This is a genomic window from uncultured Microbacterium sp., from assembly GCF_963524805.1.
Classification (GTDB): Bacteria; Actinomycetota; Actinomycetes; order Actinomycetales; family Microbacteriaceae; genus Microbacterium.
This window is the reverse complement of record NZ_CAURGG010000001.1, coordinates 502,365-528,801: the sequence shown is the minus strand read 5'-3', so window position 1 is coordinate 528,801 and position 26,437 is coordinate 502,365. Positions and strand designations below refer to the sequence as shown.

Annotated in this window: 25 protein-coding genes and 1 tRNA gene; 17 read left to right on the top strand and 9 right to left on the bottom strand. The window is 69.8% G+C overall.

Annotation, left to right across the window (positions count from 1 at the left end):
- Positions 1 to 9: 9 nt before the first annotated feature.
- Together RWQ91_RS02570 and RWQ91_RS02565 are read right to left on the bottom strand one after the other, a co-directional pair.
- Entirely contained in the window at positions 10 to 594 is a 585-nt protein-coding gene (locus tag RWQ91_RS02570) for a histidine phosphatase family protein (RefSeq protein WP_314502454.1), read from the bottom strand.
- Positions 595 to 638: 44 nt separating this feature from the next.
- On the bottom strand, positions 639 to 1,490 hold the full coding sequence (locus RWQ91_RS02565; protein ID WP_314502453.1) for a Sir2 family NAD-dependent protein deacetylase: 852 nt from the start codon (positions 1,488 to 1,490) through the stop codon (positions 639 to 641).
- Positions 1,491 to 1,621: 131 nt separating this feature from the next.
- On the opposite strand from RWQ91_RS02565, the gene RWQ91_RS02560 reads away from it, so the two are divergent.
- On the top strand, positions 1,622 to 2,434 hold the full coding sequence (locus RWQ91_RS02560; protein ID WP_314502452.1) for an RNA methyltransferase: 813 nt from the start codon (positions 1,622 to 1,624) through the stop codon (positions 2,432 to 2,434).
- A 5-nt stretch (positions 2,435 to 2,439) separates the two neighbouring features.
- Here the strand turns inward: RWQ91_RS02560 and RWQ91_RS02555 are convergent, their stop codons facing one another.
- On the bottom strand, positions 2,440 to 3,297 hold the full coding sequence (locus tag RWQ91_RS02555; protein WP_314502451.1) for an SGNH/GDSL hydrolase family protein: 858 nt from the start codon (positions 3,295 to 3,297) through the stop codon (positions 2,440 to 2,442).
- 141 nt (positions 3,298 to 3,438) lie between these two features.
- Between RWQ91_RS02555 and RWQ91_RS02550 the strand changes: the two genes are divergently transcribed.
- The 5 genes from RWQ91_RS02550 to RWQ91_RS02530 all read left to right on the top strand — a co-directional run bounded on the left by RWQ91_RS02550 (position 3,439) and on the right by RWQ91_RS02530 (position 8,966).
- Complete coding sequence (locus tag RWQ91_RS02550; RefSeq protein ID WP_314502450.1) at positions 3,439 to 5,283, top strand: DEAD/DEAH box helicase; 1,845 nt, start codon at positions 3,439 to 3,441, stop codon at positions 5,281 to 5,283.
- 123 nt (positions 5,284 to 5,406) lie between these two features.
- Positions 5,407 to 6,489, top strand: a complete 1,083-nt coding sequence (locus tag RWQ91_RS02545) for a VIT1/CCC1 family protein (protein WP_314502449.1) — start codon at positions 5,407 to 5,409, stop codon at positions 6,487 to 6,489.
- A gap of 67 nt (positions 6,490 to 6,556) precedes the next feature.
- Positions 6,557 to 6,642, top strand: a tRNA-Leu gene (locus RWQ91_RS02540).
- Between the two features lie 122 nt (positions 6,643 to 6,764).
- Complete coding sequence (locus RWQ91_RS02535) at positions 6,765 to 8,069, top strand: M20/M25/M40 family metallo-hydrolase (protein ID WP_314502448.1); 1,305 nt, start codon at positions 6,765 to 6,767, stop codon at positions 8,067 to 8,069.
- Between the two features lie 72 nt (positions 8,070 to 8,141).
- Positions 8,142 to 8,966, top strand: a complete 825-nt coding sequence (locus tag RWQ91_RS02530) for an undecaprenyl-diphosphate phosphatase (RefSeq protein WP_314502447.1) — start codon at positions 8,142 to 8,144, stop codon at positions 8,964 to 8,966.
- A 6-nt stretch (positions 8,967 to 8,972) separates the two neighbouring features.
- On the opposite strand, the gene RWQ91_RS02525 is transcribed toward RWQ91_RS02530, so the two are convergent.
- Entirely contained in the window at positions 8,973 to 9,869 is an 897-nt protein-coding gene (locus RWQ91_RS02525; RefSeq protein ID WP_314502446.1) for a PAC2 family protein, read from the bottom strand.
- A gap of 148 nt (positions 9,870 to 10,017) precedes the next feature.
- Between RWQ91_RS02525 and RWQ91_RS02520 the strand changes: the two genes are divergently transcribed.
- The 9 genes from RWQ91_RS02520 (at position 10,018) to lnt (ending at position 20,162) form a co-directional block, all read left to right on the top strand.
- Positions 10,018 to 10,728 (top strand): HAD family hydrolase, encoded by a 711-nt coding sequence (locus RWQ91_RS02520; RefSeq protein ID WP_399545715.1) that lies wholly within the window; start codon positions 10,018 to 10,020, stop codon positions 10,726 to 10,728.
- Positions 10,725 to 11,759, top strand: coding sequence for a tRNA (adenine-N1)-methyltransferase (locus tag RWQ91_RS02515; protein WP_314502445.1), 1,035 nt, complete (start codon positions 10,725 to 10,727; stop codon positions 11,757 to 11,759). The genes RWQ91_RS02520 and RWQ91_RS02515 overlap by 4 nt, the downstream gene beginning before the upstream one ends.
- Positions 11,760 to 11,803: 44 nt before the next feature.
- Positions 11,804 to 12,778, top strand: a complete 975-nt coding sequence (locus RWQ91_RS02510) for an FKBP-type peptidyl-prolyl cis-trans isomerase (protein ID WP_314502444.1) — start codon at positions 11,804 to 11,806, stop codon at positions 12,776 to 12,778.
- Positions 12,779 to 12,875: 97 nt separating this feature from the next.
- On the top strand, positions 12,876 to 13,871 hold the full coding sequence (locus tag RWQ91_RS02505; protein ID WP_314502443.1) for a WYL domain-containing protein: 996 nt from the start codon (positions 12,876 to 12,878) through the stop codon (positions 13,869 to 13,871).
- Positions 13,868 to 14,830, top strand: a complete 963-nt coding sequence (locus RWQ91_RS02500; protein WP_314502442.1) for a WYL domain-containing protein — start codon at positions 13,868 to 13,870, stop codon at positions 14,828 to 14,830. Before RWQ91_RS02505 ends, RWQ91_RS02500 begins: the two co-directional genes overlap by 4 nt.
- A gap of 80 nt (positions 14,831 to 14,910) precedes the next feature.
- Positions 14,911 to 15,165, top strand: coding sequence for a twin-arginine translocase TatA/TatE family subunit (gene tatA, locus RWQ91_RS02495; protein WP_314502441.1), 255 nt, complete (start codon positions 14,911 to 14,913; stop codon positions 15,163 to 15,165).
- 67 nt (positions 15,166 to 15,232) lie between these two features.
- Complete coding sequence (gene tatC / locus RWQ91_RS02490; RefSeq protein ID WP_314502910.1) at positions 15,233 to 15,994, top strand: twin-arginine translocase subunit TatC; 762 nt, start codon at positions 15,233 to 15,235, stop codon at positions 15,992 to 15,994.
- A gap of 13 nt (positions 15,995 to 16,007) precedes the next feature.
- Positions 16,008 to 18,533, top strand: a complete 2,526-nt coding sequence (locus RWQ91_RS02485) for a DEAD/DEAH box helicase (protein ID WP_314502440.1) — start codon at positions 16,008 to 16,010, stop codon at positions 18,531 to 18,533.
- A 39-nt stretch (positions 18,534 to 18,572) separates the two neighbouring features.
- The gene (lnt, locus tag RWQ91_RS02480; protein WP_314502439.1) at positions 18,573 to 20,162 is read left to right on the top strand and encodes an apolipoprotein N-acyltransferase; all 1,590 of its coding nucleotides are present in this window, start codon (positions 18,573 to 18,575) and stop codon (positions 20,160 to 20,162) included.
- 3 nt (positions 20,163 to 20,165) lie between these two features.
- On the opposite strand, the gene RWQ91_RS02475 is transcribed toward lnt, so the two are convergent.
- From RWQ91_RS02475 to RWQ91_RS02460, 4 genes are all read right to left on the bottom strand, one after another.
- On the bottom strand, positions 20,166 to 20,549 hold the full coding sequence (locus RWQ91_RS02475; protein WP_314502438.1) for an RNA polymerase-binding protein RbpA: 384 nt from the start codon (positions 20,547 to 20,549) through the stop codon (positions 20,166 to 20,168).
- A gap of 76 nt (positions 20,550 to 20,625) precedes the next feature.
- The gene (locus RWQ91_RS02470) at positions 20,626 to 21,405 is read right to left on the bottom strand and encodes a glycerophosphodiester phosphodiesterase family protein (protein WP_314502437.1); all 780 of its coding nucleotides are present in this window, start codon (positions 21,403 to 21,405) and stop codon (positions 20,626 to 20,628) included.
- A complete protein-coding gene (locus RWQ91_RS02465) occupies positions 21,402 to 22,349 on the bottom strand; it encodes an SPFH domain-containing protein (RefSeq protein ID WP_399545849.1) in 948 nt (315 codons plus the stop codon). The genes RWQ91_RS02470 and RWQ91_RS02465 overlap by 4 nt, the downstream gene beginning before the upstream one ends.
- Positions 22,350 to 22,375: 26 nt before the next feature.
- The gene (locus RWQ91_RS02460) at positions 22,376 to 22,849 is read right to left on the bottom strand and encodes an NfeD family protein (protein WP_314502435.1); all 474 of its coding nucleotides are present in this window, start codon (positions 22,847 to 22,849) and stop codon (positions 22,376 to 22,378) included.
- 92 nt (positions 22,850 to 22,941) lie between these two features.
- Here RWQ91_RS02460 and RWQ91_RS02455 point away from each other — a divergent pair, with 92 nt between their 5' ends.
- Positions 22,942 to 23,718, top strand: a complete 777-nt coding sequence (locus RWQ91_RS02455) for an SDR family oxidoreductase (protein WP_314502434.1) — start codon at positions 22,942 to 22,944, stop codon at positions 23,716 to 23,718.
- Positions 23,719 to 23,720: 2 nt separating this feature from the next.
- Entirely contained in the window at positions 23,721 to 25,691 is a 1,971-nt protein-coding gene (locus tag RWQ91_RS02450) for a S9 family peptidase (protein ID WP_314502433.1), read from the top strand.
- Between the two features lie 65 nt (positions 25,692 to 25,756).
- Here the strand turns inward: RWQ91_RS02450 and RWQ91_RS02445 are convergent, their stop codons facing one another.
- Positions 25,757 to 26,317, bottom strand: a complete 561-nt coding sequence (locus RWQ91_RS02445) for a DUF308 domain-containing protein (RefSeq protein ID WP_314502432.1) — start codon at positions 26,315 to 26,317, stop codon at positions 25,757 to 25,759.
- Positions 26,318 to 26,437 lie beyond the last annotated feature (120 nt).

Here is a 26,437-nt window from a genome sequence, read left to right as displayed (position 1 = left end):
GGGGTGAGCCTAGGGGGTCGCCTCCGCGTACGAAAGCAGCTGCAGCCGCTCACGCTCGTACAGCACGGTGTACGCCGAGCCGTTGGGCAGGCGGACTCCGTCCGGCGGCAGCTCACCGCCGGTGGCGTGACGGAGCAGCTCCCGGATGAGAGCGCCGTGCGTGACGACGATGACGGATGCCGCGCCCGGCGCCGTGGCCCGGCGGGCGTCGCTCACCACCCGTGCCAGGGCGCGGAGCGCGCGGCGGCGCACGTGCGGCCACGGCTCGGCTCCGGGGATCTCGGCGGTGTGCCACGACCCCCAGCGAGTCAGGAAGTCGGCGGCCTCGACGCCCTCGGCCTCGCCGTACGACCGCTCGCGCAGCTCGGGATAGGTGCGCGGGTCGGGCAGCCCCCGTTCGGCCGCGATGATCTGCGCGGTCTCGCGCGCACGGGACAGGTCGCTCGAGACGATGATCTCACCGCTGAGCGTGGCGGCCGCCGCGCGCGCCTGCGCCCGCCCGGTGTCATTCAGCGGGATGTCGGTGGATCCCTGGATGCGCCGGTCGCGGTTCCAGTCGGTCTCGCCGTGGCGGACCAGGGTCAGCAGTGTCACCCGTCGAGCCTATGCGCGCCGCGGACGCTCGAGATCGCGACGCCTCACGCGGCCTCGGGCAGGCGGTCGGCCAGCGCCTGCAGGACCTCGCTGGTGCCGGCATCCACCTTCACCGTCGCCCGGTGATCGGCGCGCGTCGCGCCGCGATTGACGATCACGATGGGCAGACGCCGCCGTCGGGCCCGTTCCATCAGACGGATGCCGGAATTGACGACGAGGGACGATCCCGCGATCACGAGCGCGTCGCTGCGCTGGACGAGCTGCTCGGCCTCGCGGAACTTCTCGGCGGGGATGAATTCGCCGAAGAACACGACATCGGGCTTCAGCATGCCCTCGCACACGGTGCACGCCGGAATGCGGAAGCCGGTCGTGCTCTCGGGAAGAACGTCGCCGTCCGGGCCGAGCGGGACGTTCTCGGGCACCTGGATCCACGGATTGTCGGCTTCGACCCTCCGGGCGAGGTCGCGTCGGTCGAACACCTGACCGCAGTGCGTGCAGAAGACGCGGCGCATCGTGCCGTGAAGCTCGACGACCCTCCGGCTGCCGGCGCGCACGTGCAGTCCGTCGACGTTCTGCGTGATCACGCCCGACGCGATGCCGCGCGCCTCGAGGGTGGCCAGGGCGACGTGGCCCGGGTTGGGCGATGCGGCCGCGAAGGCCTGCCAGCCCAGGTGGCTGCCCACCCAGTAGCGCCGGCGCGCGTCTTCGCTGGCCAGGAACTGGTCGACGGTCATGGGCGTGCGCACCGGCGCACCCTTGCCGCGATAGTCGGGGATGCCGGAATCGGTCGACACGCCGGCGCCGGTGAGGACCGCGAGTCGGCGCCCGGCGAGCGCATCGATGGCTCCGGCGATGGACTCCGCGGTGCGGGCGTCCTGGTCGGCGACGGTCGCCATCCGATCACCCCCTCGAGTTCACCGTGTGCTCAGAGTGTAGGCGGCGCGCTTTACGGGCAGGTTACGGACGCCCGCGCACCTGCGAGAGTGGAGCCGCGCGGCCCGTGCGCGGCGGCGAAGGGGGAGCGTTCATGCGAATCGTCGAGATCGGCGATGCCGGAGACCCCCGGCTGGCCGACTACCGGGATCTCACCGATGTCGCGCTGCGTCGCGTGCTCGAACCGGACGGCGGTCTGTACATCGCCGAGTCGGCGAAGGTGATCGGCCGCGCGCTGGCGGCCGGCCATCGGCCCCGGTCGATCCTGGTGCAGCCGAAGTGGGTCCCGGACGTCACCGCCCTGCTCGCCGACACCGGCGACGACACGCCCGTCTACGTCGTCCCGGCGGAGGTGGCCGAGTCTCTCACCGGATACGCGGTCCACCGCGGTGCGCTGGCAGCGATGCACCGGCCCGCGCCTCGGTCGGTCGCGGACGTCGTCGCGGGTGCGCGCACCGTGGTGATCCTCGAGGACATCGTGGATCACACCAACGTCGGCGCGGTCTTCCGCAGCGCGGCGGCCCTCGGCGCCGACGCGGTGCTGATCTCGCCGCGCTGCGCCGACCCGCTGTACCGCCGCAGTGTCCGCGTCAGCATGGGCACCGTCTTCCAGATCCCGTGGACCCGCCTGCCCGAATGGCGTGAGGCGCGTGCACTGCTCGGCGACCTCGGGTTCCACATCGCGGCTCTGGCGCTCGCAGACGGCGCCGTCGGCCTGGACGAATTCGTCGCCGATCGGCCCGATCGCGTCGCGATGCTCCTCGGAGCCGAGGGAGACGGCTTGAGCCGTCGGGCGATGCAGGCGGCCGACAGCGTCGTGACGATTCCGATGGCGGGCGGTGTCGACTCGCTCAACGTCGCCGCCGCCGCGGCCGTCGCACTCTGGGCCCTGCGGGTTCCGGACTAGTCCGCTCAGGCCGGTTCGTCCGGGGAATCCGAGGACTCCCGGCCCGGTGCGAGTGTCGTGATCGGCGTCGGGGCGGGGCGCTTGGCCGTGATCTGATCGCCCGAGGACTGGTGGCGCACCCGCCGGAGCACCCACGGGACGAAGTGCGTCCGAGCCCAGACGAAGTCCTCGGTGCGCGCGGCGCGCCACGTGCGGACGGGCAGGGGATCGGGCTGCATCGGCTGCAGGTCGTTGGGGACGTTGAGCGCGCGCAGCACCATGCGCGCGACCTCGTGGTGCCCGAGCGGGTTGTAGTGCAGTCGATCGGGGTCGAAGAACCGGGGATCCTGCACCTCCTTCAATCCCCACTGATCGGCGACGATGCAGTCGTACCGGTCGGCGATCGCGCGGATGTTCTCGTTGTAGATCGCTGCCTTGCCGCGGAAGCGCCGGAACACGGGCGTGAAGTTGGTGTCGATCGCGGTGAACACGACGATGGTCGCACCGTCACGGCTCAGACGGACGACGGCGTCCTCGAACTGCGCGGCGATCTCGTCCGGATCGGTGCCGGGCCGGATCACGTCGTTGCCTCCGGCGGAGAAGGTGATCAGGTCGGGCTCGAGCTCCAGCGCGGCATCCACCTGGCCCTCGACGATCTGCGCGATGAGCTTGCCGCGCACGGCGAGGTTCGCGTACGCGAAATCGTCCACCTGCCGCGACAGCACCTCGGCGACCCGGTCGGCCCAGCCCCGATGACCATCGGGGGAGGCGGGCTCGGGATCGCCGATGCCCTCGGTGAACGAGTCTCCGAGCGCGACGAAGCGCCGCCAGGGGTGCGGGCCGACATTGGTGGTCGGAACAGTCTGATCGTCGCTCGTGGGCATCGTTCTTCCTCGGTTCGTGATCGATACGAGGCTATCGCGCGTGCCGACACCCGCCGACGAAGGCGATGTCGCCCGGCTCGTCTATCGTGGTCACTCGTTGTGCTCGATGCCGGGCGCCGAGCCGGGGATGAGGGAGGGTGCATGGAAGAGGACGCCCTCCTCGAAGCGCCGGGACCCCATCTGGGCAGCTTCGCAGCGGAGCACCTCTCGCCGACGTACCCGCAGCGTGCTCCCTGGGGCACCGCGGACCGCCTGCGGGCCTGGCAGGCCGAGGCGCTGGACCGCTACTTCAGCCTCGAGGGTCCCGACGGGGTCGGCGCGGGCCCGCGCGACTTCCTGACGGCCGCGACTCCGGGCGCCGGAAAGACCACGTTCGCGCTGCGTCTTGCCACCGAGCTCATGCGCCGGCGCATCATCGACCGGATCGTCGTGGTCGCCCCCACCGAGCATTTGAAGACCCAGTGGGCCGATGCCGCCGCGCGCGTCTCCCTCAGGCTCGACCCGGCTTTCAGCAACCGGCACTTCGCGCCGGCGCGGCAGTACCACGGGGTCGCGGTGACCTACGCGCAGGTCGCGGTGAAGGCGGCCGTCCACCAGCGGCTGACCGGGGACGCCCGCACCCTTGTCATCCTCGACGAGGTCCACCACGGCGGTGACGCGCTCAGCTGGGGAGATGCGCTGCGGGAGGCGTACGGGCGGGCGACGCGGCGACTGCTGCTGTCCGGAACGCCGTTCCGCAGCGACACGGCGCCGATCCCGTTCGTCGAGTACCACCCGGACGAGCACGGCATCCGCCTTTCGCGCACGGACTACAGCTACGGCTACGGTCGCGCGCTCGCCGACGGCGTGGTGCGGCCGGTGATGTTCCTGGTCTACGCCGGTCAGATGCGCTGGCGCACGCGCACGGGCGACGAGATGGAGGCCCAGCTCGGCCAGGACAACACGAAGGACATCACGGCGCAGGCCTGGCGGACCGCGCTCGACCCGGAGGGGGAGTGGATCCCCGCGGTGCTGCGGTCCGCGGACCGCCGCCTCAGCGAGGTCCGCGAGCAGGTTCCGGATGCCGGGGGACTGGTGATCGCGACGGATCAGACCGCCGCCCGCGCGTACGCCGCGATCTTGCAGGGGCTCACCGGCGAGGCCCCCACCGTGGTCCTCTCGGACGAGGCAGAGGCGTCCTCGCGCATCGAGACCTTCGCGAAGGGCACGAGTCGCTGGATGGTCGCGGTGCGGATGGTCTCGGAGGGCGTGGACGTCCCGCGGCTCTCGGTGGGCGTGTACGCGACCTCGGCGTCCACGCCGCTGTTCTTCGCGCAAGCGGTCGGCCGGTTCGTGCGCGCCCGGAGGCGCGGTGAGACGGCGAGCATCTTCCTGCCCCACGTTCCCCAGCTGCTCGCTCTGGCGGGCGAGATGGAGCGGCAGCGCGATCATGCCCTGGATCGCGACAGCACGGCAGAAGACGAGTGGGCGCTCGACGAGGATGCGCTGGATGCCGCCGAGCGTGAGGAATCGGCATCCGACGCCCTGACCTACGAGTTCACCTACCAGGCGCTCGGCTCGCTGGCCCACTTCGACCGCGTCCTGTACGACGGGCGCGAGTTCGGCGAGCTGGCCGTGCCGGGCACACCCGAGGAGGAGGAGTTCCTCGGCCTGCCGGGACTGCTCGAGCCCGAACACGTCCACGAACTGCTGCAGCAGCGCCAGGCGCGGCAGAGCAGGCACCGGCGGGCGCGGGAGGCCCGCGAGGGCGCGACCGGAGGCACGGCCGCTGAGCCGGCACCGCCGCAGGCGCTGCACCGCACGCTCAAGGAGCAGCGCCAGCTTCTCAACAGCCTGGTCGGCCTCTACGCCCGGCAGACCGGTGATCCGCACGGCATGGTGCACGCCGAATTGCGGCGCGTGTGCGGCGGGCCGGCGGTCTCGCACGCCACGGTCGCGCAGCTGCAGGCGCGCATCGACGTGCTGCGCTCCCGGGTGCGGTCGTAGGCCCGGTCGCTCCCGCGCTGCTTCGGAGCCCCGAAATGCTGGCAATCGGCGTCTGGAGAGTGGCCCTCGGCGGGCTGCTGGATACCGTGGAGGAGTCCCCGCACCCCCGCCCCGGAGGCTTCAGTGAGCGCGCCCGCAGAACCCACCCCCCGCGACCGACGTCGGTGGGCGCAGTATCTCGTCGACGAGCGGGCCGAGGCGCGGGTGTATCGAGAACTCGCGGCACGGCGAGACGGTGAGGAGCGGGCGATCCTCCTGGCGCTCGCCGACGCCGAGGGGCGCCACGAGGCGCACTGGCTGAATCTGCTCGGCGGTGAGCCTGGACGACTGCCGCGCCCCGCGGCCGGAACGGTGCTGCTGGGCTGGATGGCGCGTCGCTTCGGCTCGATCTTCGTCCTGGCGCTCGCTCAGAACGCCGAAGCGCGCTCGCCGTACGAGAGCGAGCCGTTCGCCACCCCGACGATGGCCGCCGACGAGAAGATCCACCACGAGGTGGTGCGCGGTCTCGCCGCGCGCGGGCGCCGGCGACTGTCCGGCACGTTCCGGGCGGCGGTCTTCGGCGCCAACGACGGGTTGGTCTCGAACCTTGCGCTGGTGATGGGCATCGGCGCGACGGGGGTGGCGCCGCAGTTCGTGCTCTTCAGCGGCATCGCGGGGCTGCTCGCGGGCGCGCTGTCGATGGGAGCGGGGGAGTTCGTCTCGGTCCGCTCGCAGCGCGAGCTGCTGGCGGCCACAGAGCCCAACGATTACGCGGACAGCTCGCTGCCGGACCTCGACCTGGATGCCAACGAGCTGGCGCTGGTCTACCGGACGCGCGGGATGAGCCCCGACGAGGCGATGGCCCGGGCACGGCTCGTCGTCACGGCGGCGCAGGAGGGAACGACGCCCCACGGAGCGCCCCTGGACCCGCCGAACGACCACGAACTCGTGGGCGGCGCCTGGAACGCCGCGATCTCGAGCTTCCTCTTCTTCGCCTCGGGAGCGGTCGTCCCGGTGCTCCCGTGGATCTTCGGCCTGTCGGGGGTGGCTGCGATCGTCACGGCCCTCGTGCTGGTGGGCGCGGCTCTGCTCGCGACCGGCGCGATGGTCGGACTTCTGTCAGGAGCTCCGCCGCTGAAGCGCGCTCTCCGCCAGCTCGCGATCGGGTTCGGTGCGGCCGCCGTGACCTACGTCCTGGGGTGGCTGTTCGGCGTCTCGCTGGGGTGACGCCCGTTTTCGGGGCGAGCAGCGAACGTGATAATGTCGATCTTCGGTTGGCGACAACCGCACCCATGCGCGGGTGGCGGAATAGGTAGACGCGCTAGCTTGAGGTGCTAGTGCCCTTTAACGGGCGTGGGGGTTCAAGTCCCCCCTCGCGCACACGACGCAGAAGGCCCCCCGGTCACGGGGGGCCTTCTGCGTTTTGTCGCGAGGGCATTCCGACTCGGACCGGTAACGAGGCCGTTCCAAAGCCCGCCATCGTCGCCGGTAGGTTAGAGCGCATGTCGCCGACCGGTTCCGAGCTGCCCGAGGTCGTTCGCATCGCGCGGGATCTGATCCGCTTCGACACCACCAACTGGGGCGGCGGCAGGTCCGAGGGCGAACGCGAGGCGGCCGAGTACGTCGGCGCCTATCTCGAGTCCCTGGGGCTGCAGCCGGAATACTTCGAGCCGATTCCCCGGCGCACGAACGTCATGGCCCGCGTTCCCGGTCGCAACCGGGAGAAGCCGGCTCTCGTGCTGCACGGGCATCTCGATGTCGTCCCGGCGATGGCCGCGGACTGGTCGGTCGATCCGTTCGCCGGCGAGATCCGCGACGGGATGCTGTGGGGCCGGGGTGCGGTGGACATGAAGGACATGGACGCCATGATCCTCACCGCTGTCGCCGACATCCTGCGCGCGGGTGAGCAGCCCGAACGCGACCTCGTCCTGGTGTTCTTCGCCGATGAGGAGAACGGAGGCATCGAGGGCTCCCAGCTCGTCGTGGAGCAGCATCCGGAATGGTTCGCCGGTGCGACCGAGGCCATCAGCGAAGTCGGCGGATATTCGATCGCCGTCGGCGATCGTCGGGCGTACCTGCTGCAGGTGGGGGAGAAGGCCCTCATCTGGATCCGGCTGCGGGCGCGCGGCCGTGCCGGTCATGGAAGCCGGGTGCACCCCGAGAACGCGGTGACCCGCCTGGCGGAAGCCGTTGCGGCGCTCGGGCGCACCGAGTGGCCCGTGCGGCTGACAACGACGACGGAGACGATGCTGGCGGGACTTGCCGCGCTGAGCGAGTCCGACCTCGACGCGGACCCCGACGCTCTGGCCGCTGCCACGGGCCCCGCCGAGGGGTTCCTGCGCTCGACCCTGCGGACGACCACGAACCCGACCGGTCTGACCGCCGGTTACAAGCACAACGTGATCCCCGACGTCGCGGAGGCGCTCATCGACGTCCGCACGCTGCCGGGCACGGAGGACGCCGCGCTCGAGGACATCCGCCGGATCGTCGGCGAGGACATCGAGATCGAGATCGTGGTCCGCGACATCGGACTCGAGGTGCCCTTCGGCGGCGACCTCGTCGACGCGATGGTGGCGGCCCTGGACCGCGCCGATCCCGGTGTGCCCGTGATCCCGTACCTGATGGGAGGCGGCACCGACAACAAGGCGCTTGCCGAGCTCGGCATCGCCGGCTTCGGGTTCGCCCCGCTGAGACTGCCGGCGGAGCTCGATTTCACCGGCATGTTCCACGGCGTCGACGAGCGTGTGCCGCTCGACGCCCTGGTGTTCGGACAGCGGGTCCTCACCGACCTGCTGCGCACGTACTGACTCCGCCGCCCCCACCGACCGCCCCCGCGACCGACGACGCTCGTATCACCTCCGCACGAAAGGCTCGCGCCCATGCTCATCGAGGCGATCATCCTCGGTCTGGTGCAGGGACTCACCGAGTTCCTGCCCATCTCCTCCAGCGCCCATCTGCGCATCGTCGGCGAGCTCCTGCCCGCGGCCCAGGACCCCGGCGCGGCCTTCACCGCGATCACCCAGATCGGCACCGAGGCCGCCGTCGTGCTGTTCTTCTGGCGCGATATCGTCCGCATCGTGACGCGCTGGTTCCAGGCGCTGTTCGGCAAGATCCCCCGGGGGGATTCCGATGCCAAGCTCGGCTGGCTCATCATCATCGGCAGCATCCCGATCGTCGTGCTCGGGCTGCTCTTCCAGAACCAGATCGAGACCACTTTCCGCTCGCTGTGGCTCATCGCCGGCATGCTGATCTTCTTCGGCGTGCTGCTGGGCATCGCCGACCACGTCGGAGCCAAGAAGCGGGAGCTCAAGGACCTCACCGTTCCGCACGGCATCATCTACGGGTTCGCGCAGGCGCTCGCGCTGATCCCCGGCGTCTCGCGCTCGGGCGGCACGATCACCGCCGGGCTCTTCATGGGCTACGAACGCGCCGCCGCCGCTCGGTACGCCTTCCTGCTGGCGATCCCCGCCGTCTTCGGCAGCGGCTTCTACCAGCTGGCCAAGAGCTGGAACGAGCCGGGTGTCTTCACTCTCGGCGAGACGGCGGTGGCCACCGTGATCGCCTTCTTCGTCGCCCTCGGCGTGATCGCGTTCTTCATGACCTACATCTCCAAGCGCAGCTTCCTGCCGTTCGTGATCTACCGCGTGGCGCTGGGGACCCTGCTGCTGGTGCTACTCAGTCTGGGAGTGATCTCCGCGTACTGACGCGGGTCAGCGGCGCGGGTCGTCGCGGCCGGGCTTGGTGGGCCCGTCGCCGCTGCCGGGCGCACCGCCTCCCGGGCCGCTTCCGCCCCGGCGCAGGTACTTCTCGAACTCCTGGGCGATGGCATCACCGGACGCTTCCGGCGAGTCCCACGTGTCGCGCGTGCGCTCGAGCTGCTGGATGTACTCCGTCATCTCCTCGTCGTCGGCGGCCGCGGCATCGATCGATGCCTCCCACGCCGCCGATTCGGTGGACAGCTCCCCGCGCGGGATCGGCGCGCCGGTCAGGTCTTCGAGGCGGTCCAGCAGTGCGAGGGTCGCCTTGGGCGACGGCGTGTGTCCGGCGACGTAGTGGGGGACGCTCGCCCACAGGCTCGCCGAGGGGATGCCGGCGGCATCGGCCGCGTGGGAGAGCACGCTGAGGATTCCCACCGGTCCCTCGTAGGTGCTGCGCTCGAGGTCGAGCGAGGTGCGGATCTGGTCGCTGTCACTGCCGGCGAACACCGAGATCGGCCGGGTGTGCGGCACATCGGACATCATCGATCCCAGTGCGACGAATCCGGTGATGTCCTCGCGCAGCGCGACGTCGACGAACTCTCCGGCGAAGGCCTGCCACGCTCGCGCCGGCTCCACGCCGGTCAGCAGCCACAGCTGCGTCGAGCGAGTGGGCTTGACCGGCTTGAGGATCGTGGCCTCCGGCCAGGTCAGGACGCGCCTGCCCTCGCCGTCGATCGCGACCTGCGGTCGCGTGTACTGGTAGTCGAAGTACAGTTCGGGGTCCACGGAGAACACAGGCTCGTAGGCGCCGCTGTCGCGCAGGTGCGCCACGGCCGCCGATGCCGCCTCGCCCGCGTCGTTCCAGCCGTCGAAGGCGGCCACGAGCACCTTGCGTCCCAGTCCGTCCACACGACCTCCTCGGCCCCCCGGCGTCGAGCCGGAACAGGGTCCATCCAGAATAGGCTCCGCACCTCGATCGCGGGCGGGTCCGCGCGCGGCGAGCCCCGACGCGGGCTGCCCGCGAGGGCGATCGGCCGGCGCTGACTAGCATGAGACGGTGAACCCGAGCACTCTGAAAGCGGTCCTGTGGGACATGGACGGGACGCTCGTGGACACCGAGCCGTACTGGATGGCGGCCGAGACCCCGCTCGTGGAGAGCTTCGGCGGCACGTGGTCGCACGAACAGGCGCTGCGGCTGGTCGGCCTCGGACTGGAGGACTCGGCCCGGATCTTCCAGGACGCCGGCGTGCGCATGGGGATCCACGACATCGTCGATCACCTGACCGATGACGTCATGCGTCAGCTCTCCACCAAGGGCGTCCCGTTTCGGCCGGGCGCGAAAGAGCTGCTCGCGGACCTCCGTGCCGCCGGGATACAGACCGGCCTCGTCACGATGTCCTTGCGCCGCATGGCCACCACCGTCGTCGACCTGATCGACTTCGAGGCGTTCGACGTCATCATCGCCGGCGATGACTCCACCCGCCCCAAGCCCTTCCCCGATCCTTACCTGCAGGCCTGCGCGGCGCTCGGAGTCACCCCCGCCGAGACCGTCGCGATCGAGGACTCTCCGAACGGGCTTCGCTCCGCGGTCGCCTCGGGAGCCGCCACGATCGGCGTCCCGCTCATGGTCTCGATCGCCGGCGCAGGAGCTCATGCGGTGTGGCCGACGCTCGAGGGGTGCACCGCCGAGGATGTCACCCTGTTCCATTCCGCTCACCGCGGCACCGTCATCAGCAGGGACGGCCGCACCCGAGGAGAGACACCATGACCGTCGACCGCCCGAGCGGCCCCTTCCGGATCGGCGACCGCGTGCAGCTCACCGGTCCGAAGAACCGCATGCACACGATCACCCTGCGCGCCGACGGAGAACTGCACACGCATCACGGCGTTCTGCGGCACACCGCGCTTCTCGGCCGACCCGACGGCTCCGTCGTCGTCAACAGCGGCGGTCACGAGTACCTCGCCCTGCGGCCGCTGCTGCGCGACTTCGTCATGTCGATGCCCCGTGGCGCCGCCATCGTCTACCCGAAGGATGCCGCTCAGATCATCGCCCAGGCCGATGTGTTCCCGGGCAGCGTCGTCGTCGAGGCGGGGGTCGGATCCGGTGCCCTGGCGCTTTCGCTCATCCGTGCGATCGGGCAGGAGGGTCGACTGGTCTCGTTCGAGCGCCGCGCCGAGTTCGCCGATGTCGCCCGAGCGAACGTCGAGACGTTCCTCGGGCGTGTGCCCGAGAACTGGAGCCTCGTGGTGGGCGACCTGGTCGCGGAGCTTCCGGGCGCGGTGGCACCGGCATCCGTGGATCGCGTCGTCCTGGACATGCTCGCGCCGTGGGAGTGCATCGACGTCGTCGCGGACGCGCTGCAGCCCGGCGGTGTCGTGCTCTGCTACGTCGCCACGGCCACCCAGCTGAGTCGAGTCGCGGAGTACATCCGCGGCACGGGCCTGTTCACCGAGCCGGACGCGAATGAGACCATCGTGCGAGGGTGGCACGTGGAAGGTCTCGCCGTGCGACCCGACCACCGCATGGTGGCGCACACCGGCTTCCTGATCTGGGCGCGCCGTCTGGCGCCGGAGGCCATCGCGCCCGAGCAGCGACGGCGCGCGTCGAAGTCCAGCTACGGCGACGAGGACGTCGAGCTGTGGACGCCCGGCGCAGTGGGGGATCGTCAGATCACCGACAAGAACCTGCGCAAGCGCGTGCGTGAGGCCGAGCGGGCGGCTGACGGAGCGCGGACCGCCGCCCGAAGCGCGGAACCGGACGATTCCGCCGAGGGATCCGATCTCGGGATCGTCGAGTAGGCACCGGGGCAGTGGGGAGCCGGAGCCGCATCTAGACTGTTCCGGTGCGCAAGATCTCCGCTTCTGTCGCGGTCCTCGGACTCCTCGCCGTCGGACTCGTCGGCTGCTCCCTGCCCGGTTCCAGCTCGTGCGACCGGGCGGCGGGATCCGACGCATCAGCCCTGTCCGCGGTCTCCGTGACGGGCGACACGGACACGGCGCCCGACATCGAGGTCTACACGCCGTTCCGCACCTCCGACACCGCGTTCGAGGATCTCGCGGTCGGCGAAGGGACCCGCATCACCAGCGAAGACCAGCTGATCGTCATGGACATCAGCATCGCCAGCGGCGAAACGGGCGAGACCCTGGTCAAGACCGACTATGACGGCGACCTCTCGCGCGTCTCGCCGGCGTCGCGCTGGATGGAGGTCCTTCCCGGTCTGGACGGCGTGCTGGACTGCGCCACTGAGGGCTCACGCATCGTCGTGGCGCTGCCTCCGGGCGGCGTCGAGGAATCCACCGCGACGAGCCTCGAGCTGGGCGCCGATGACTCGGCCGTGGCCGTCCTGGACATCCGCAAGGTCTTCCTGTCTCAGGCCGCGGGTGCCCTGCAGTTCAACGCCGGCAACGGGCTGCCCAGTGTCGTGCGCGCACCCGACGGACGACCCGGGGTGATCATTCCGGATGCCGTTGCGCCGAGCGAGCTGGTGGTCCAGACGCTCATCAAGGGAGACGGCGAGGAGGTGACCGGCGACCAGCCCGTTCGCGTGCACTACACGGGGCTGACCTGGGCGGATCGCAGCGTGTTCGAGACGACGTGGGATGCCGAGCCGAAGTCGGTCGATCTCGACACGATGCTGCCGGGGTTCGCCGAAGCGCTGAAGGGTCAGACGGTGGGCTCGCAGGTTCTCGTGGTCATCCCGGCCGATCAGGCATACGGCGACCAGGCGCAGGGCCCGATCCCGGCCGACTCCACGTTGGTGTTCGTCGTCGACATCCTCGGCGTCGACCAGGCTGCCGCGACCTCCGACGCGGGCTGAGCCGGGACCGCGCCGTCGGTCCGGACGCGCGGCACATACGCGCGGGGGACGTCAAGGGCACTTCGACGGTTTCGAATCGACGCCTAGGATGAAGGGCGTGCCTGCGAACGCTTCTGCGAAGAACCCGCCTGAGGAGCGCCTCGTCAACCTCGTCGTCGCCCTGGTCGCGACCGAGCAGGGACTGACGAAGGACACGATCCTCAGCTCGGTTTCGGGGTATCGCGAGCAGTCCGGCGCGGGTGCCTCCAAGGACGCCCTCGAGAAGATGTTCGAGCGCGACAAGGAGAGCCTGCGCCGCCTGGGCGTGCCGATCGAGACGATCGGCGACTGGGCCGACCCCGACGATCTGCGCGAGGCCCGCTACCGCATCCCCACCGCGGAGTACGAGCTTCCCGAGGACATCGTGTTCACCTCCGCCGAGCTGGCACTGCTCAACCTCGCGGGCGGTGTGTGGAGCGAGAGCTCGATGTCGGATCAGGCACGCAGCGGGCTGCGCAAGATCCGCGCACTCGGCATGACCGTGGACGAGCCCATCATCGGCTACTCGCCGCGGATCAGCCTGCGCGACCCCGCTTTCGCCGCGCTGCAGCAGGCGATCGAGCTCTCGCGCGTCGTGACGTTCGGCTACCTCAAACCCGGCGAGCGAGCTCCGCGGACGCGGCGCGTGCAGCCTCTCGCCCTGGTGGAGTACGAGGGTCGCTGGCACGTCTTCGGCGTCGATCTGGGAGTGGGTGCGGAGCGGACGTTCCTGCTCCAGCGTGTGGTGGACGACGTCGAGATCACCCGCGAGAACTTCGATGCCGCATTGCGAGACGGAGCGGGGGAGAGGGCTCTGGCGGGGCTGACGGCCGTCGCCGAGCGCAGCCACGCGCTGCTGGAGGTGACACCGGGCACCGAGGCCGCGCTCCGCCTCAGCCGGCGTGCCCTGCCCGCAGATCAGGGCATCCGCGTGCCCTTCGTCGATGTGCACGTGTTCGCCGACGAGCTCGCCTCCTACGGTCCGGAGGTGCGGGTCGTGGAGCCCGTCGAACTGCGCACCCAGGTCATCGCGCGCCTCGAAGCCGCGCGCGCCGCTCATGGAGGATCCGCATGAAAGCCCGCAAGCCCCTCGTGGCGACCGATCGCGCCGCGCTCATGCTGCAGCTCGTGCCGTACCTCATCGGCAAGGGGGAGGTGTCGATCGCCGAGGCGGCCGACGAATTCGACGTCACCTCCGATCAGATGCGAGCGATGGTGGAGACGCTCACCGTCATCGGGCTCCCCGGCGACGGCGGCTACTGGCAGATGGCCAACGACCTGTTCGACATCGACTGGGACCTCCTGGATGAGCGCGACATCGTCGTGATCACCAACTCGGTCGCCCTCGAGCGCGCTCCGAAGCTCACCGCCCGGGAGGCCGCGGCGCTGCTGACCGGGCTCCAGATGGCCCGTGCCATCCCCGGCGTCGGCGACACGGAGCTGTTCGCCGGCCTTCTCGCCAAGCTCGCGCGCGGCGCGTCCAGCGCCCCCGCCGACGTCATCCTCGCGCCCGGGCCGGTCGACGCCGTGCGCGATGCGGTCGCCGAGGCGCTGCAACGCGGAGTCGCGGTGTCCTTCACGTACAAGGCTCCGGACGCCGCCCCCACGACGCGCACCGTCGACCCGGTGAAAGTGCTCATCGCGACGGGCGAGTGGTACCTGCAGGGCTGGTGCCATCTCCGCGAGGCGATGCGCACGTTCCACCTGGACCGCGTGAGCGACATCGAACTGACCGACATCCCGATCGAACACGGTCAGGACCCGGTCCCGGCATGGTTCGAGACCGGCGGCGGCGACATCGTCGCCCGCATCCGGTTCCCGGCATCGGTCGCTCCGTTGCTGGGGGAGTATCTCGACCGCGCGCTCGTGGAGACGACCGGTGGGGTCTCGACCGCGACGATGCGCATCGCAGACGAGAACAGCCTCCGGCGCCTTGCGGCCCGACGGGCCGGTGCGGTGGAGATCCTCGAGCCGGAGTCCGCGCGGGCTGCTGCGGCGGCGTGGGCCGAGGCCGGCCTCGTGCAGTACCGTTGAGATGACGTGACGATCCCCGGCCGGGCAGCTATCGGGCCGTGCGCGGGATACACTTGTATGACGAACGGGAAGGGCCCGACATGTTTCAAGGTCTCACAGGATGGCATTTCCTGATCATCCTCGCGGTCATCCTCCTGCTGTTCGGTGCCGCGAAGCTCCCCGCGCTCGCGAAGAGCATGGGCCAGTCTGCTCGCGTCTTCAAGGGCGAGATGAAGGCCATGAAGGACGAGGACACGACCGAGGGCAAGACGGAATCGGTCGCAACCCCCGCAAGCGAAGCATCGGTCACCGCGACCAGCGCCGACGCGAGCAGGGCTGCTGATACCAAGTCCTGACGCGCGCGTGGCCACGGTAGGACCGCCGCGCGTCGCCGATCCCGGCGAGCCCAAGCGCGACAAGCGGATGTCGCTCGGCCAGCATCTGGTCGAGCTTCGCAAGCGACTCATGTTCGCTGCGCTCGCGTTGGTCGTGGGGATGATCGTCGCGTTCTTCATCACCGACGCGGTCATCTACCTCATCACCGAGCCGCTTCGCCAGATCGCGGCCACGGAGGGCGAGACCGCGAAGGTCGAGCTGATGTTCAGCACGGTGACCGGCGCTTTCGACCTGAGACTGCGCATGTCGTTCGCGATCGGCATCCTGATCTCCGCGCCGATCTGGCTCTGGCAGATCTGGGCGTTCATCATGCCCGGACTCACGCGCAAGGAGATCAAGTACACGATCGGCTTCATCGGCGCTGCCGTTCCGCTGTTCTTCGCCGGCTGCTACGTGGGCCTGCTGGTCATGCCGCACATCGTCGAGCTGATGGCCGGCTTCGTGCCCGACGGCGGCGCCTCCTTCTTCGAGGCCGGCTACTACTACGACTTCGTCTTCAAGCTGCTGATCGTCGTGGGGGTGTCGTTCGTCCTGCCGGTGTTCCTGGTGGCGCTGAACCTCGCCGGCGTCATGAGCGGCAAGGCGATCCTCAAGGGCTGGCGCGTCGCCGTCCTGATCGCGATCGTGTTCTCCGCTCTCGCGACGCCCGCCGCGGACGTGGTGAGCATGCTGATGCTCGCGGGCATGCTCGTCGTCCTGTTCTTCGCCGCCGCAGCGCTGTCGATGCTGTTCGATCGGCGCCGCGCCAAGCGTGCCGCCACCATCCTCCCGCCGGAGGCCATCGCGTGAGCGAATCCCGCCCGTGACGGGACCGAGCCCGGCTGAGCGGTACGCACGAGCTTCGCAGGACCGCTCACATCCCCTGACCACTGCATTCGCGGCATCCCAGCGGTTCGAGCTGGATCCGTTCCAGATCGCCGGCTGTCATGCTCTCGAAGAGGGTCGGAGCGTCCTGGTGGCAGCGCCCACGGGAGCGGGAAAGACGATCGTCGGAGAGTTCGCGATCCACCTCGCGATGCGCGAGCCCGCGGCCGGCGGGCACGGCGACAAGGCGTTCTACACCACGCCGATCAAAGCGCTGTCGAACCAGAAGTTCCGCGAGCTGCAGGACGTGTACGGCGTGGACGAGGTCGGGCTGCTGACCGGCGACACGAACATCAACGGGAACGCGCGCATCGTCGTGATGACCACCGAGGTGCTGCGCAACATGCTGTATGCGGACTCGGCGGCGCTGCGCGGACTGCGGTACGTCGTCATGGACGAGGTGCACTACCTCGCCGACCGCTTCCGCGGGGCGGTGTGGGAGGAGATCATCATCCACCTGCCGCCGGCGGTGCGGCTGATCTCGCTCAGTGCGACGGTCTCCAACGCCGAGGAGTTCGGCGACTGGCTGGACACCGTGCGCGGGGACACCGAGGTGATCGTCTCGGAGATCCGCCCTGTGCCGCTCGAACAGCACGTTCTGGTGCGCGGCGACCTGCTGCCGCTGTTCGATGACCGAGCCGGCATCGCGACCGCGCAGGTCAACCAGGAGCTCATGCGCATCCGCTCGTTCAAGGGTGCGAACTTCGAGAACAACAGGCGTGCACAGTCGATGCGCAGCGACGCCGCCAAGAGCGGAGGCCGCTACGAGGGCGCGGGTTACCGGGGCTCGGGACGACGACCGCCGAAGGGCGCCCAGCGCCCGGTGCGTTCGGCGAATGCGCAGCGCATCGAGCGCCTGGACAGGCCGGAGGTCGTGAAGCTCCTGCAGCGATCCAACCTGCTGCCGGCGATCTTCTTCATCTTCAGCCGCGTCGGCTGCGATGCCGCAGTGCAGCAGGTGCGCCGATCGGGGGTCAAGCTGACCACGCCGGAGGAACGCGCGGAGATCCGCACGCTGGTGGAAGAGCGCACCCGGGCGCTGCTGGATGAGGACCTCGCCGTCCTCGGCTACTACGAGTGGCTGGACAACCTCGAGCGCGGGGTCGCTTCGCACCATGCCGGATTGCTGCCCGCCTTCAAGGAGGTCGTGGAAGACCTCTTCAAGCGCAAACTCGTCAAGATCGTCTTCGCCACCGAGACACTGGCGCTGGGCATCAACATGCCGGCGCGGACGGTGGTGCTGGAGAAGCTCGAGAAGTTCAACGGCGAGGCTCGCGTGGCCATCACCTCGGGGGAGTACACCCAGCTGACCGGCCGGGCCGGCCGCCGCGGCATCGACGTGGAGGGCCACGCGGTCATCCAGTGGACCGAAGGCGTCGACCCCCAGCAGGTCGCCGCCCTCGCCTCGCGCCGCACCTATCCGTTGAATTCGAGCTTCCGACCGACGTACAACATGGCAGTGAACCTGATCGACCAGTTCGGTCGGCCCAGGGCCCGCGAGATCCTGGAGTCCTCGTTCGCGCAGTTCCAGGCCGACCGCGCGGTCGTGGGTCTGGCCCGCCAGGTGCGCGAGCAGGAGCAGTCCCTCGCCGGCTACGCCACGGCGATGACGTGCGACCGCGGAGACTTCACCGAGTACTCCGGAATCCGTCGGGAGCTCAGCGACCTCGAGCGCCTGAACCGGAAGGACGCGGGTGCGTCGCGGTCGACCCGCGATGCCCGCCAGAAGCAGATCGCCGGCCTTCGCACCCGGATGCTGCGCCACCCCTGCCACCAGTGCCCCGACCGCGAGGACCACGCCCGGTGGGCCGAGCGGTACTGGAAGCTCAAGCGCACCGTCGACAAGGTCCGCAAGGAAATCGACAACCGCACCGGCACCGTCGCGCGCATCTTCGACCGCGTGGTCGACGTGCTCCGCGACCTCGACTACGTCGCGATCGACGACGACGGTCAGACCGCTCTCACCCCCGCCGGGCGGACCATGAGGCGCATCTACGGCGAGCGCGACCTGCTCGTGAGCGAATCGCTGCGCACGGGCATCTGGGAAGAGCTGGATGCGCCGGCGCTGGCGACTCTGGCGTGCTGCCTGGTGTACGAGCCCCGGCGCGACGAAGCCGGTCCCGGTGAGCGTGGGCTGCCGCGCGGACCCTTCCGTGCGGCGCTGTCGGCGACCGAGAGCCTCTGGCAGCGCCTGGACGACCTCGAGCAGGAGCACCGCCTTCCGGGAACGGAGCCGGTGGCCACCGGTCTCGCGCAGGCGATGCACTCCTGGGCTCGCGGCATGCCGCTGGAGCGCGTCCTGATCGAAGCCGACATGGCGGCCGGCGATTTCGTGCGGTGGGCGAAGCAGTCCATCGATCTGCTCGATCAGCTCTCGCTCGTGGCCGACGCTGATCTCGCGGCGACCGCTCGCAGGGCGATGGACGCCGTGCGTCGCGGGATCGTCGCCTACAGCTCCGTCTGAGCGGCATCCGCCTCTGCACCCCGCGGTTAGGGTTGTCAGGTGACCCTCGCCGCCGCGCCGCGACCGCTGGTGCCGCTGTGGATCGCTGTGGGCGCCTCGGTGGTGAGCGGCCTGCTCCTCACGCTCGCCTTTCCCGCACTGAGCTGGTGGCCGATGGCCTTCCCGGCCGTGGTCCTGGCGCTGATCGGGCTGATCGGCCGCCGGCTCTGGTCGTCCGTGCTGGTCGGCTTCGCCTTCGGGGCGGCGTTCTTCTTCGTGAACCTCCTCTTCACCGCGCGCTACCTCGGCCCGGTGCCGTGGATCGCGCTCTCCATGCTGGAAGCTGTCCTCACCGCAGCCGGAGCGGTTCCGATCACGCTGGCCTACCGCTGGCTTCCCCGCGTTCTGCCCGGAGTCACCGCGCGTCTGCTCCTCCTGCCGCTGCTCGTCGCCGGCCTGTGGACGCTGCGGGAGCAGGTGGTGGGCTCCTGGCCGTACGGCGGATTCCCCTGGGGTCGCATCGGCATCAGCCAGGTCAACGGCCCGGTCGCCGATCTCGCCTCCTGGGTCGGCGTCTCAGGAGTGACGTTCCTGGTGGTCCTGCTCTGCGCTGCGGCGATCGAATACGTGCGACTGGCCCGCTTCCGTCGGCTGCTGACGGCTCTGCCGATGGTCGTCGTCGCCCTTCTGCTCCTGCTCGTCCCGCAGTTCCCGACGACGGCGGCCGGCAGCCTGCGCGTCGGCGCTGTTCAGGGCAACGGGCCGGCGGGCTACTTCGACGAGAGGACTCCGGATGCCGTCCTCCGGGCCCAGCTCGAGGCCACGGCCCCGCTCCTGGACGAGGACATGGACGTGCTCCTCTGGCCCGAGGGCGGTGTGGACTCCGACCCGACGGTCGAAGGCTCGACGGCCGACATCCTCGATGCACTCTCGGCACGCCTGGAGGCACCGCTCATCGTCGCGGCCGTCACCCAGCGTGGCGACGAGTACTTCAACTCGTCCCTGCTGTGGGAGGCGGGGGAGGGCGCCGTCCAGACCTACGACAAGCGGCATCCCGTCCCCTTCGGCGAGTATGTTCCGGACCGCGCATTCTTCGAGCCGTTCGCTCCCGACCTGATCGGCTTGATCCAGCGGGAGTACACGCCCGGCGCGACCCCGCCGTTCTTCGATCTCGGGGGTGTGGGGGTCGGCCTCGGGATCTGCTTCGACGTCATCTACGACGATGTCATCTGGGACGGCGCCCGAGAGGGTGCTCAGATCTACATGTTCCAGACGAACAACGCGGACTTCCGCGGAACCGATGAGAACCTGCAGCAGCTCGCGTTCGCTCGGATGCGGGCGATCGAGACGGGAAGGTCCGTCGTCAACCTCTCCACGGTCGGCACGAGCCAGATCATCTCCTCCGACGGTACGACGATCCTCGGGCTGCCCGCCGATGAGGCCGGGCACATGCTCGCCGACGTGCCGCTGCGCACCGGACTGACGCCTGCCGTCGTGGCGGGGGAGGCCGTGAAGATCCTGATCGGCTGGGGAAGCATCCTCGCGCTCGGGGCCGCCGGAGTCTTCGTGCTGCGCGCCGTTCGCCGAGACCGTCGGGCGTCGGCGCACGCGAAGAAGCCGGTCCCCGAAGGGACCGGCTCCAGAGGCTGAGTCTCAGGCGCTGAGCTTGTTCGCCGTCACGTCTTCGCCGGCGCCGCGGCGTGCACGCACGAACGCGAGGCGCTCTTCGAGCAGCTCTTCCAGCTCCGGGATCGTGCGGCGCTCGAGCAGCATGTCCCAGTGGGTGCGAGCGACCTTGTCATCGCTGTGGTCGACGGTCGCGGTGCCCTCGCCGATGCGCAGCAGGGATTCGGCGCCGCAGGTGCGGCACTCCCAGGCCTCGGGGATCTCCGCGTCCGCCGCGAAGGTGACGGTGGTGTCACGCCCGCACACGGTGCACTTGTAGATGTGTTGTGCGCGTTCATGGAACACGACGCCCTCTTCGCTCTGTAGGCTCTGGGCGCCGAGTCGAATGCCGCGCAGGCTGCGGTCTGCCATTGTGTGGTCCTCTCGTCGCTGTACAGGTATAACGTCACCACCTGAGCGGATCATCCGAACGGGGCTTGCGCAGACGTCATTCACAGAGGATGCTCAGGGCGAGATCTGCGCGATCCGTGACGATGCCGTCGATGTCCATGGCGAGAAACCGGCGCATGTCCGCGGGATCGTTGACGGTCCAGACGTGCACCTCCACGTCGTGGCGGTGCGCCGCGGCGATCAGCCGCGGGGTGACGATGCGCACGCGCCCGTGGCGCTCGGGCACCTGCAGCGCGTCGACCCCGGCCAGAGCCCGCGCCAGAAGCCGGGAGGAACGCGCGGAGAGTGCCGCCAGGACGCGGCCGATCGTCGCCGACCCCGCCGATGTCGCCGGCCGGGTGCCGGCTCCCGCGTCCGCGGCGGCCGCGAGCGCCGCGCGTCGGCGGGCATCCGAGAAGCTCGTCAGCAGCACCCGGTGCGCGTGCGGTGCGACGATGCGGCCCACCTCGGGTGCAGCATCCCTCGCCTTCACGTCGAGGTTGAACCGGATCGATGGGAAGGCGTCGAGGGCCTGAGGGAGTGTGATGAGTCCGCCGCGGCCTGCCATGAGCGTGTCGAGCTCGCGCAGGGACACCTCAGCGACGCGCCGCGGGTCTCCGGTCACCCGCGACAGATCCTCATCATGGAAGAGCACGACAGCGCGGTCGGCGGTGAGGTGACAGTCGGACTCGACGTATGCGGCGCCCGCCGCGTGGGCCGCGGAGACCGCCGCGAAGGAATTCTCGACGACGCCGTGCTCGAGATCCGCCGCCGCGACGAGCCCGCGATGAGCGAGGACCCGAGGGCGCGTCGCGCCCTCGAACCAGGGGTGGCTCACGACAGCGGCGGCTCGGCGGGGTCGGCGGCCGGACGCACGGCGGCGGGCTGAGGCTCCTGCGCTCGATCGGACATGTCCACGACCGTGCTCGCGAAGGCGGTGCTCATGCCCTTGAGCGCCTCCGTGAACTCGCTGGGGATGATCCACAGCTTGCTCGAGGCGCTGTCGGCGATCTTGGGCAGCGTCTGCAGATACTGGTACGCGAGGAGCTTGTCGTCCGGGTTGCCCAGGTGGATCGCGCTGAAGACGGTCTGGATCGCCTCCGCCTCGCCCTGCGCGCGAAGGACCGCGGCGGCCTTGTCGCCCTCGGCGCGCAGGATCTCCGCCTGCCGGGCTCCTTCGGCCGTGAGGATCGCGGACTGCTTCGTTCCCTCGGCGGTGAGGATGAGGGCGCGACGGTCTCGTTCTGCGCGCATCTGCTTCTCCATCGAGTCCTGGATGCTCACCGGCGGGTCGATCGCCTTCAGCTCGACGCGGCCGACGCGGATTCCCCACTTGCCGGTCGCCTCGTCCAGCACGATCCGAAGCTGGCCGTTGATCTCGTCGCGGCTGGTGAGCGCCTCCTCCAGGTTGAGGCCGCCGACCACGTTGCGCAGCGTCGTGGTGGTCAGCTGCTCGACGGCCCCCAGGTAGTTGCGGATCTCGTACGTCGCGGCGCGGGGGTCGGTGACCTGGAAGTAGATCACCGTGTCGATCGAGACGACGAGGTTGTCCTCGGTGATCACCGGCTGCGGCGGGAACGAGACGACCTGCTCCCGCATGTCGATCAGCGGCCGAACGCGGTCGATGAACGGCACGAGGATGTTCAGGCCCGGCATGAGGGTCTTGTGGTACCGCCCCAGCCGCTCGACGACGCCGGCGGTGGCCTGGGGGATGATCCGGATCGAGCGGACGATGACGACCAGCACGAACACGAAGACCGCCGCGGCCAGAAGCCAGCCGATCGCGGTCGGGATGAAGCTCTCGGGGTTCACGGGGTGGACTCCTCTTCCTCGGGGCGGACGAATGCGGTGGCGCCGTCGATGCGGCTCACGCGGATGACGGTTCCCGGCTCCAGCTGCCCCCGCTGATCGGGGCGGGCGGTCCAGGTGTCGCCGTTGGAGAGCTTGACCTGGCCACCGTGCGGTCCCACCGTCGACAGGACCTGTCCGCTCAGCCCGACGAGGGCGGCGACGTTGGTGGGGGTCGGGTCCTCGCCGCGCCGCAGTCGCTTGAGCAGGGGCGGTCGCAGGACGAGGATGAGCACCGCGGCGACGACCGCGGCGACGATGACCTGGAGCCAGATGGGCGCGCCGAGCAGATCGGCGCCCAGCCCGGCGATGCCGCCGATGCTCAGCATGAGGAACGTGAAATCGAGCGTCAGCATCTCGATCACGAGGAAAGCGAGGATCAGGACCAGCCATCCGATCCACGCGAATTGTTCGATGGTCTGGATGAGCTCCACGGTGTGCCTCCCCTTTGATTCCAACCTAACACGGGCCTTTTCGCCCGGATCGGGACCGGTCGCCGGAGGGTGCCGATTGGTAGGGTCGAGAGGTGACCGAGTCTTCTGAAACGCCCCTTTCCCCCGGATCGCTCAGCGGCAGGACCGCACTCGTGACGGGGTCCTCGCGCGGCATCGGCGCCGACACCGTCCGCTATCTGGCGCAGGCGGGAGCGAACGTGGTGATCAACTTCCGCAACAAGGCGCCCCGCGCCGAAAAGCTCGCCGCCGAGCTGCGAGGGCTGGGGGTCGAGGTGCTCGTCGTCGGGGCCGACCTGACCGACGTCGAATCCGTGCGCGCGATGTTCTCCGAGGTCGAGCGCACGTTCGGCTCGCTCGACGTGCTGGTGCTCAATGCATCGGGCGGAATGGAATCGGGCATGGGAGAGGAGTACGCGCTCACCCTCAACCGCGACGCGCAGATCAGCGTGCTCGAGAACGCCCTTCCGCTGCTGCACGACGGCTCACGCGTCGTGTTCGTCACCAGCCACCAGGCCCACTTCATCCGCACGACCCCGACGATGCCGGAGTACGTTCCCGTGGCCCTGTCCAAGCGTGCCGGGGAGGATGCGCTGCGCGAGCGGATTCCGGCGCTGGAGGAGCGCGGCGTCGGCTTCGTCGTCGTGTCGGGGGACATGATCGAGGGCACGATCACCGCGACGCTGCTCGAGCGCGCCAACCCCGGCGCGATCGCGTCGCGTCGCGAGTCGGCCGGCAAGCTCTACAACGTGGCCGAGTTCGCGGCGGAGGTCGCCCGTGCCGCGGTCGATCCGGTTCCCGTGGACAACACCCGGCTGATCGGCGACACGAGCTCCTTCGCGGGGGAGTGAGCGTGCGCGCCACCGATATCGACAAGCTCGTCTCCGTCGGTCGTCCCGACATCGCGCCCGACGGGTCGTTCGCCGTATTCGCGACCTCTCGTCCCGATCTCGCGGCGAACCGCGCGGTGGGCCAGGTGTGGCGCGTGGATCTGCCCGACGGACGGCCCCGGCGCCTCACCCGGGGGACCGCCGACTCGGGCCCCCGGCTGTCTCCGGACGGCACGCGCATCGCGTTCCTGCGCGACGTGGAGGGAAAGGCGCAGCTTCATGTGGTCGCCTCCGGTGGCGGGGAGCCCGTGCAGGTCACGGACGCGCCGCTCGGCATCCAGGACTTCGACTGGTCGCCGGACGGCGGTTCGCTCGCCTTCACCGCGCGCATTCCCGAGACGGGCCGCTACGGCAGCGTGGAGGGACTGGATGCCGCCGCCGAAGCGCCCCGCCGCATCACCGGCATCCGCTGGCATGCCAACGGACTCGGCTACCTGGCCGATCGTCCCGCCCAGCTGTTCCTGGTCGCGGCGCCCGCGGTGGATGCGGAGCCGCTCTACGATCCCGCGCCGGCCGTCGTCCCGGAGGGCGGGGTCGCGCCGGAGAAGAAGGTCGTCCCGGAAGAGGCCCGTCAGCTCACCTCGGGTGCGTCGTCGCGATCCGGCGTCGCGTTCCTGGGCGACGAGGTTCTGACCGTCGTCGATGAGATCGAGCCCGATCGCCGCGACCTCCGCTCGCGGGTGATCGCGGTGCGCACGGACGGCTCCGGCGAGCGGGACGTGCTGACCGCAGAGGCGAACCTGTCGGTGTCCGAGGTCGCGGTGGCCCACGACGGCGTCATCGCCCTGCTCGCGGCCGACGCCGGGCCGTCCGGCATCGACTTCGTCGCTCCGGCGGCGGCGCTGTGGGTCCTCGAAGACACCGGTCCGCGTCGTCTGACGGATGCCGAGACGATCGACCTGGGCGAAGTCGGAAGCCACCTCACCGCGGTCGGTGACGCGTTCCTCGTGCAGGACCGCACGCGCGGGCGCGTGCGGCTGATCCGCGTCAGCCGCCGAGGGGAGATCGACGAGGTGCTGGGCGGCGATGTGGAGGTGGGCGGTCATGCCGCCGCGGGGGAGCGCATCGTCGCCTCGATCGCCACCCCGACGTCCTCCGGAGACCTCGTCCTCATCGAGAACGGTCACTCGGGCACCCTGACGACTTTCGCCGCCGATGTGGATGCTGTGCTTCCCCGCGAACTGACGATCGACGGCCGAGACGGATATCCGGTCCACGGCTGGGTCGCGAAGCCTGCGGGGCCGGGCCCGTTCCCGGTGATCCTGCAGATCCACGGAGGGCCGTATGCCAGCTACGGCATACACCTGTTCGACGAGACGCAGGTCCTCGTGGCTGCGGGCTATGCCGTCGTCTACGGCAATCCCCGCGGCTCGGCGGGGTATGGGCGGGCCCATGGGCGCAGCATCCGGGGCGCGATGGGCACCGTCGATCTCGCGGACGTCCTCGACCTGCTCGACGGCGCCATCGCCGCCGATGCGAGCCTGGATGGCGCGCAGGTCGGCATCATGGGCGGATCGTATGGCGGGTACCTGACGGCGTGGACGATCGCTCATGACCACCGGTTCGCCGCGGCGATCGTCGAGCGCGGCTTCCTCGATCCCGTTAGCTTCCAGGGGACGAGCGACATCGGCTCGTTCTTCGGCGACGAGTATGTCGGCCTCGAGGCCGACGCGATCGCCCGGCAGAGTCCGATGGCCGTCGTCGGTCAGGTCACCACGCCGACACTGGTCATCCACTCGGAACTGGACTACCGCTGCCCGCTCGAGCAGGCGACGCGCTACTACTCGGCGCTGAAGCGTCAGGGAACGCCGGCGGAGCTGCTCGTGTTTCCGGGGGAGAACCACGAGCTCACGCGCTCGGGTCAGCCGCGCCACCGTGTCGAGCGGTTCGATGCCGTCCTCGAATGGTGGCGACGCCACCTTCCCGTTTCGTAGTCGCCGACGCCGGCACAGCGAAAAGCGCCCCGGATCGATCCGGGGCGCTTGTTCGTTCGTCGGGCCTAGAGGTCTCTCTTGCCGAACGTGAAGGCGCGGACGATCTGGATGATTCCCAGGACGATGAGCGAGATCCCGAGGATCCACCAGAGGATGGCCGCACCGACGACCGCGTTGAAAAGCAGGAAGAGGCCGGCGATGATGCTGATGATCGCGAAGAAGATCGTCCACCCGCGCGAGGCCGCCTCACCCAGCGTCGAGAGCGAGACCACGCCCTCGATGATCCACAGGATGCCGACGAGGATGCCGATGAAGGCCGCGAGCCACAGCGTGGCCGCACCCAGGTTCACGAACGCCAGGATTCCCACGATGATGAACAGGATTCCGAGGGCGATGTGGCCGATGCGCGACCAGCCGCCCTTGGTCTTGGAGAAGATGCCGAGGCCCGCGTAGACGAGGCCGGCGGCGATCGCGTAGATCGCGATGATGGCCGTGATGACCGCGGCCGACTGGCCCGGCCACGCGAGGATGAGGATACCGGCGATGACGGACAGGACGCCGCCGATGCCGAGGGCGGTGCGGATGCCGTTGACGGCTGATTGTTCCGCTGCGGATTCGGTAGACATGTGAGTCTTCCCTTTCTGGGAGTTACCTGAGAGGTGCGGTCATAGCCTAGACCCAGCCGTGAAACCGTGCCGGACGATCGCGCCGTGTGTCGCGGGATGACGGAGCGTCGTCCGGGGGAG